Origin of the sequence: Hydrocoleum sp. CS-953 (assembly GCF_002260545.1) — a bacterium.
Lineage (GTDB): Bacteria > Cyanobacteriota > Cyanobacteriia > Cyanobacteriales > Microcoleaceae > Trichodesmium.
The window spans coordinates 1-7,035 of record NZ_LGSU01001123.1; the positions used below are offsets into that span (position 1 = coordinate 1).

The window sequence follows — 7,035 nt, forward strand, 5'->3', positions numbered from 1 at the left end:
TTAGAGGAATTATCTGAGTGGGGAATCTCTGAGGAAAATTTGGCTGGAGGATGAAAGAAACTATAACGTTACAGTTTTTAGACTTTAGATAATTCTCGGAGTAGCGATCGCCCTATTGCAGCTTGACAATTAATGAAACTATAACGTTACAGTTTTTAGATTTTAGATAAAGTCTAATATTCAAAAATCATTCAGATAAGATAATAAACTACTCTCGGTATTAGTCCGACTAAAAGAATTCCAAGTGCTTAAATCTTTACCAGGATATCCAGATAACATAGCTCTAGCATCATCACTCAATCCTTGCACTAAAGTAAAATCAACTCCAGCAATACTAATAATGTTATCTAAACTTGCCCCTGTTAAATCGGCTGCCCGTAAATCTGCTCCATCCAACTCTACTGCATTGAGTCGAGCATCGCGCAAATTAGCTCCTATCAAAAAAGCTCCCTTCATATTCGCTCCACTCAAAGCAGCACCTTGCAAATTTGCACCTGTCAAGTCTGTACCACTCAGATAAGCTCCCCGCAAATTAGCACCACGGAGGTCAGCCCCTCTCAGGTAAGCTGTATTTAAGAAAGCTCCACTTAAATTAGCTCCAGGTCCAACTGCTCCTGATTGTTTGTAAGCAAATCCTTCAGGCCAAACAGTTCCCCCATCATAGTACGCTACTTGGAGTTTAGTACCTTCTAAGTTAGCATTGGTAAAATTAGCATTCTGTAGTTCAGCTCTGTTCAAATAAGTATCAGTTAAATCTGCTCCACTCAAGTTCGCACCTTGAAGGTTAGCTCCTCGTAAATCCGCACCTTTGAGATTTGCTCCACTCAAGTCGGCTTGACTCAAATTTGCTCCGATAAGAATAGTATTATTTAATTTAGCTTGTTGTAAATTGCTTTGACTCAGATTAATTTGATATACTTCAATTTCACTAATATCTATACCTTGTAAATTACTACCGATAAGATTTTTGTTTTGCTGATAAGCTTGAATAATTTCTGTAGCTGATTGAAACTGCATTTTGTTTGAGGATTGCTTACTATTGACAATGGATTTTATATATAGATTCGTTAATTATCTATTCAAAAGTCTCCATTTGATTTATCCTATAATTTTATGACTCTCAACTAGATTTTTGTTGATTTTTCTTAACTAAAAATCTGGAGGATATTAACGAAACTTTAGAAGTGAAAAAAATGAAATTAAAACCACCAATGACAATGATGGATTTTTTTATTAAAAGTGAGGGAACGTGGTTTTCTCAACGTACTGTTCATCATTTTGATTCTGCAGAAGATGAGTCAGGGGAATCTAATTTTATTGTCAAAGTTTTAACAAAAGATGACCCTAAAGTTATTGAAGTTTGTGAAGAGCAAAAAGTAAATCCAGCTTTAGCGACAGGTGGTGCAAGTTTTAATTGGCAAGATAATTTAGATAATGATGAACCTAATCCAAATTATGCTGCTATTTTAGTTGATATTCCTGATTCTGAAACAGGTAGAACTGGAAAATTTTTGCGTAATCGTGGTTATGTTGAAGGTATTCCTGTAGTGGGTAGATATCATTTTGCTACTGATGGAGTCTTGACAATTGATACAGAATATGAAAGAAATCAAGGGCAAGAACGTTGTTGGTTTTTGACAGATGATTTTCGAGTAAGAGTTAGTACAGTAAGGATGATGAATGGTGTTAATTTGATGGCTTATTCTTCTGAACGTCGTTGTTTAACTCGCAAACAATTAGAAGAAATGGTGGAAAAAAATCTTGCTAGAATCTCGTCCTAAATAATAGATTTGTCGCTAAATAGACTGAAAAAAATGCTCAAACTATACCAATAGTTTTGGCAACTTTTTATCAGCTCAAGCCACAATTATAATATTGAGTTAGGAAACAGAAAACCGAAGTCAGACGTAAGCATTCAGCCGTCAGCTATCAGCTATCAGCTAAGGTTTTTATAGGGGTTTTCACGGCTCTGTTGACTTGCATTACTTCTGCCTTTAAGCCAAAATCTCTATATTCTATGAATCATGAAAAGCGGGCTTACTATGAACGACCATATATTCAATTTTTGCTCCTAGCAATAGGGAATATAAAATCTAGATACACAACAGCTTATATTTATTAACTCATTTATTTATTTAAAAGGCTGTTTGCGTAGCATGCATGACCTAGGAAGAGCTGAGTGCTAATAGCTGAATGCTTACAGTCAGACTTTCTAATTTTTCATCTATTTCGGGATTTTTTACAAATCATTTAAGACTGCTATAGGGTTTGATAAATGGTGTTAATTTTATGATTTATTCCTCTGAGATTCTTTGTGCTATATCATGTCCTGATAATTAGTGATGAAAAAAATTTTGTTTTTAGCAGGGCTTTAGGGCTTGAAATATCTATCTTAGGGCTAAAGCCATACTATGGGCTTAATTATAACTATTAAACCAGATATAATATTACTCACAAAAAATTAGAAGAAATGATTGAAAAAAATTCTGCTAGAGCTAATTTCCCATAAAAAATTTCCCATAAAAAATTAACAAAAATTCCTAGTCTCTATTACATTTTTTTCTTGATTTCTTGCAAATCCCAGCCTGTTAATTTAGCGAGATTATTGGCCCACTGGTTTCTAAAACTGCGATAGTGGCCTCCTGAAAGGCAAAAAGCACCATCGGCAGGCCGACGGATAACATAACGCCCCTGAAACAAAGCAGGCGATAAACTAAAAGCTTTACCTGCTTTTTCTGCTCGTGATAAGATATCTTGGTCGCTGACTTCCCGGAATATCAAATCTTGGGGAAAATTTTCCTCATTGTAGCGGATATGCAGCCGAGTAACTGCCCAGAAGCCTGCCAAACCCTCCTGCTTTAATAACCCTATTAACTCATCAATTTTTTCAAAAGGAACAGAACACGGATCGCATTTGTACAGTGGGCCAGCATATTCCAAAAATGCAGAATTTTTGCCCGATCGCTCATATTCTTTCTGAAACAGGGATTGATAAAAATTGCCAAAATCATCTTTAATAAATTCTGGCAACTCTTCTCCTGATACTCGATTGGACTTTGATTTAGCATCGGTTGGAATTAAAAGTGTGGGGTAGTTGGCAACTTCTGCAAATTTATTTGTGTCTCGTGAAAGGATATAAACATTTAAGTCTTGGTCAGCTACTGCATTTAGAGTTCCTAAACGAATAGGAAGCATAAATTTATCGGATTCATAATCTAATACAACGGGCCGCAAAAACCCATAGCCTTGTTTCTGAAAAGCTTCCAAGTTGACTTTAGTCACAAAAAACTTCATCCCTTGCTGGATATAGGATTCCAGCATAGGTTGAGCTTTGGCTGGGATTTTGTAACCATTGTTAACCAACCAATCTGTGAGACTGTTAGACTCATTAGCACTGAGAATCGTAATATCATATTCTCCAACAGTAAACTGGTCTTCTACAGTGACCACATTTAAGACTCTATCGTAAGATTGCTTGGCATAATTAGCTTGATTTAAGAAAGAAGGTAAACTAACGGCAATCAGTAAACCTAGAAAGAAACATATAATTAAAACTACTCCCCATCCCCTGAGAATCAACCAGATGGATATGGAAATTACAGTGGCAATTCCCGCCAACCACAAATACAATGTATATTCTTCCCTGCAAGGTCGATCGACATATTCCACCAGGCGAGGGGCAGTAAAATCGTCCAATGCTTGTATAATTTCATTATTGCTAACTCGCACTTGTTCGCGTTTTGGGACAACTGGAATAGGAACAATGCGGGCAAAGTCTTGGACATCCCCTTGATAATCATTCGCCATGAAAAAAATATTGCGGTTTCCATCATGGGCGATTATGACTTGAGAGGAAGAGTTATAAAGTTGGCTATCTGCTTTGGCAACGAAAAAGCCACAAAATGCCCAAGCAGCAGGGGCAACATTCAGAAAAATCAACAAGACGCACAACAAAACAAAGGGGTATTTTATCCATCGGTGGTTCATCGTTAACTCTCCAAAATTCATGGAAAACTACAGCAAAAATCCAGGAGATTGCTTATTTGTCTTTTATACTAAATCCGGTTTAGTTATAAGCATTATTGCTGAGAGAGGCAACAGACAAAAAGCAACAAGAAGAACTATAGAGAGATTCTAAAGTGCTACTTTAACAAGCGGATTTGGTATTAGTTAAACTATCTGGTTTATTAGGGCAAAAGGTACTTTACCTGATTTTGCTAAAATTTTGATCGGGTGTGCCGAAAATTTACTCAATAATTAACAGAAAACCACTAGAAATCCTGACTACTGTACGGGCAAATTATTAGGTCATGCTCCGCAAAGATGAATTGCCCCTACTGACTCCTAACTACCACTAAAATATTACAACTGAAATAGGATTGCTATAGATATGAAAACCCTTGATAATTGACAAGGATTTTATTTCTTTTCAGGGACAAAAACCTAATTTATTGCTATTGCTACTTTTAACCAACTATCAAATAACCCTTGATGGCTTGCAACCCATTCTTCAGCATGATGGCGAATATCTATAGGTTTATTCTCCCCATTTTTAACTTTTTCCTGCTGAAGATTAACATCGTCTAAAGGAATTTCAATTTGTTCAAAGAAACGTTGAGCAATTGGGTTAGTCTCCACAAATTTCTTATTAGCTAATATCCTTACATTATCAACTGGAAGACCAAGATTTTTGCCATTTAAAGAGGNCTTGCAACCCATTCTTCAGCATGATGGCGAATATCTATAGGTTTATTCTCCCCATTTTTAACTTTTTCCTGCTGAAGATTAACATCGTCTAAAGGAATTTCAATTTGTTCAAAGAAACGTTGAGCAATTGGGTTAGTCTCCACAAATTTCTTATTAGCTAATATCCTTACATTATCAACTGGAAGACCAAGATTTTTGCCATTTAAAGAGGTATCTTTTTCAGTAAAATCTTCCATAGTTCCTATTAGAGAAGTGAAAGGAACATTCAACCATTCTACTTCCTCCCCTTCTTTTAAGAGAGACGCAAACCAATGGGGTTTCCAAGCAAAAAATAGAATTGGTTTTCCTTGACGATAACGAACTAAAGCATCTGCTAATAAGGCAGAATAATCTCCTTGAATTTGCTCGACAGTATCCTCAAGTCCGTAAACTTCTAAATGATGACTGATAATTCTTTCGCACATCNAAGGAACATTCAACCATTCTACTTCCTCCCCTTCTTTTAAGAGAGACGCAAACCAATGGGGTTTCCAAGCAAAAAATAGAATTGGTTTTCCTTGACGATAACGAACTAAAGCATCTGCTAATAAGGCAGAATAATCTCCTTGAATTTGCTCGACAGTATCCTCAAGTCCGTAAACTTCTAAATGATGACTGATAATTCTTTCGCACATCCAACCAGCAGTACAACCAATTAAATTTGCCTTACCATCACCATCGGAATCAAAAAGTTGAGCAATTTTTGGGTCTTGAAGCTGAGATAAATTAGTAATATTGTATTCTTCAGCCGTTTTTTTATCTATCTGATACCCCTGGGTAGAATTAGAAATAAGAGTTCCTAACCTTTCTAACTTTTCTTCCCCACCATTATTGTCAAAAAATTCTTGGTGGGCAGCTTCCCAATGGGTTCCAGCAAAATCTAAATCTCCATTACTAACAGCAATGTGCAGTGCTGGAACATTTAGTTGCTTTTGATTTTTTACCTCATAGCCTAATTTTTCCAGTCCAATATTCACAATTTCTGTGATAAATGTACCGTAGGTTTCTAAACCAGAAGTTGGACGTACTACTATTCCTTTTCCTGGCAGTGGCTCTTCAGTTGACTTAATATTTGTTTGAGACATTAATTGCCAACTTGTTGTACCAACCAATAAAGCAAGTACGATACTTATACCTAAAGTTGCTTTATCGCGTTTCGACAACCCAAGAGACCGGAAAANAACCAGAAGTTGGACGTACTACTATTCCTTTTCCTGGCAGTGGCTCTTCAGTTGACTTAATATTTGTTTGAGACATTAATTGCCAACTTGTTGTACCAACCAATAAAGCAAGTACGATACTTATACCTAAAGTTGCTTTATCGCGTTTCGACAACCCAAGAGACCGGAAAAATCCAATCGGACCACGGTCTTGCCAAGACTGAATACTACCTTGACTAACACTTTGAGTAATACGGTCGAGCATTACTGCAATTAATACAATACCTAACCCCCCTACCGCTGCTAGTCCAACATTTAAACGGCCTAAACCTTGCAATACCATTTGTCCTAATCCCTCTACCCCAATCATTGAGGTGACAACTGACATTGATAAAGCTAATAAAATAGCTTGGTTTGTTCCAGCAAGTATAGTAGGTAAAGCTAAAGGAATTTGCACCTCTAATAAAACTTGTTGCCGAGTCGAACCAAAAGCAAGTGCAGCTTCTACTGCTTCTGGGGATACTTGCCTAATACCCAGGTTGGTCAGACGAATTAGAGGTGGAACTGCAAAAACAAAAGTTGCTATTATACCAGAAACTTCCCCAATTCCAAAGAGCATTACTACAGGTACTAAGTAAACAAAAGTCGGAAGAGTCTGCATCGCATCTAACAGAGGTCGCAATACTTTATTGAAGCGATCGCTAACTGCACAAACAATACCTAAAGGAATACCGACCAGCATACAGAATATTACGGCAGTCAGTATTAAAGATAGGGAAACCATTGCTGCTTCCCAAGCTCCACAAAAACCGATAATAATTAGAGCTATGAAACTATAGATAGCTATTTTTTTACCTGCTAATTGCCAGACTAGCAGAGCAATGATTATGAGAAAAATTAAAGGCGGAATTGCTAGAAAAGTCGATTTTACTATTTCTAGAGTTCCACTAATAGGTAAGCTGATAGCTTGAAATACAGGGCGAAAGTTATCAACCAGGAAATCAACTAAATTATTAACCCATTCATCTAGAGGTAAAGTATAAGATTGGAATGGATTGAATAAATTGTCTAATCCTCCTTGAGTTTCAGCTATGAAGTAGTGAGATAAATAATTGAAAATCAACAAAAT

The 7,035-nt window shown here is 36.6% G+C and carries 4 protein-coding genes and 3 pseudogenes; 1 reads left to right on the forward strand and 6 read right to left on the reverse strand.

What is annotated here, in order from left to right:
* Positions 1-180: 180 nt before the first annotated feature.
* Complete coding sequence (locus tag AFK68_RS17350) at positions 181-1,017, reverse strand: pentapeptide repeat-containing protein (RefSeq protein WP_094673858.1); 837 nt, start codon at positions 1,015-1,017, stop codon at positions 181-183.
* 176 nt (positions 1,018-1,193) lie between these two features.
* Between AFK68_RS17350 and AFK68_RS17355 the strand changes: the two genes are divergently transcribed.
* Positions 1,194-1,781 (forward strand): phycobiliprotein lyase, encoded by a 588-nt coding sequence (locus AFK68_RS17355; RefSeq protein WP_094673859.1) that lies wholly within the window; start codon positions 1,194-1,196, stop codon positions 1,779-1,781.
* Between the two features lie 769 nt (positions 1,782-2,550).
* On the opposite strand, the gene AFK68_RS17360 is transcribed toward AFK68_RS17355, so the two are convergent.
* The 5 genes and pseudogenes from AFK68_RS17360 to AFK68_RS17380 all read right to left on the reverse strand — a co-directional run.
* Positions 2,551-3,987, reverse strand: a complete 1,437-nt coding sequence (locus AFK68_RS17360; protein WP_094673861.1) for a DUF2330 domain-containing protein — start codon at positions 3,985-3,987, stop codon at positions 2,551-2,553.
* Positions 3,988-4,443: 456 nt separating this feature from the next.
* Positions 4,444-4,706 (reverse strand): glycine betaine ABC transporter substrate-binding protein (locus tag AFK68_RS17365; RefSeq protein WP_305778143.1); only part of this gene is annotated, 263 nt, incomplete at its 5' end.
* A 1-nt stretch (position 4,707) separates the two neighbouring features.
* Positions 4,708-5,171 (reverse strand): annotated as a pseudogene (locus AFK68_RS17370) (glycine betaine ABC transporter substrate-binding protein); the annotation flags it as partial.
* A gap of 2 nt (positions 5,172-5,173) precedes the next feature.
* Positions 5,174-5,831, reverse strand: a pseudogene (proX, locus tag AFK68_RS17375) (glycine betaine/L-proline ABC transporter substrate-binding protein ProX); the annotation flags it as partial.
* 96 nt (positions 5,832-5,927) lie between these two features.
* Positions 5,928-6,690: pseudogene (locus AFK68_RS17380) on the reverse strand (ABC transporter permease); the annotation flags it as partial.
* Positions 6,691-7,035 lie beyond the last annotated feature (345 nt).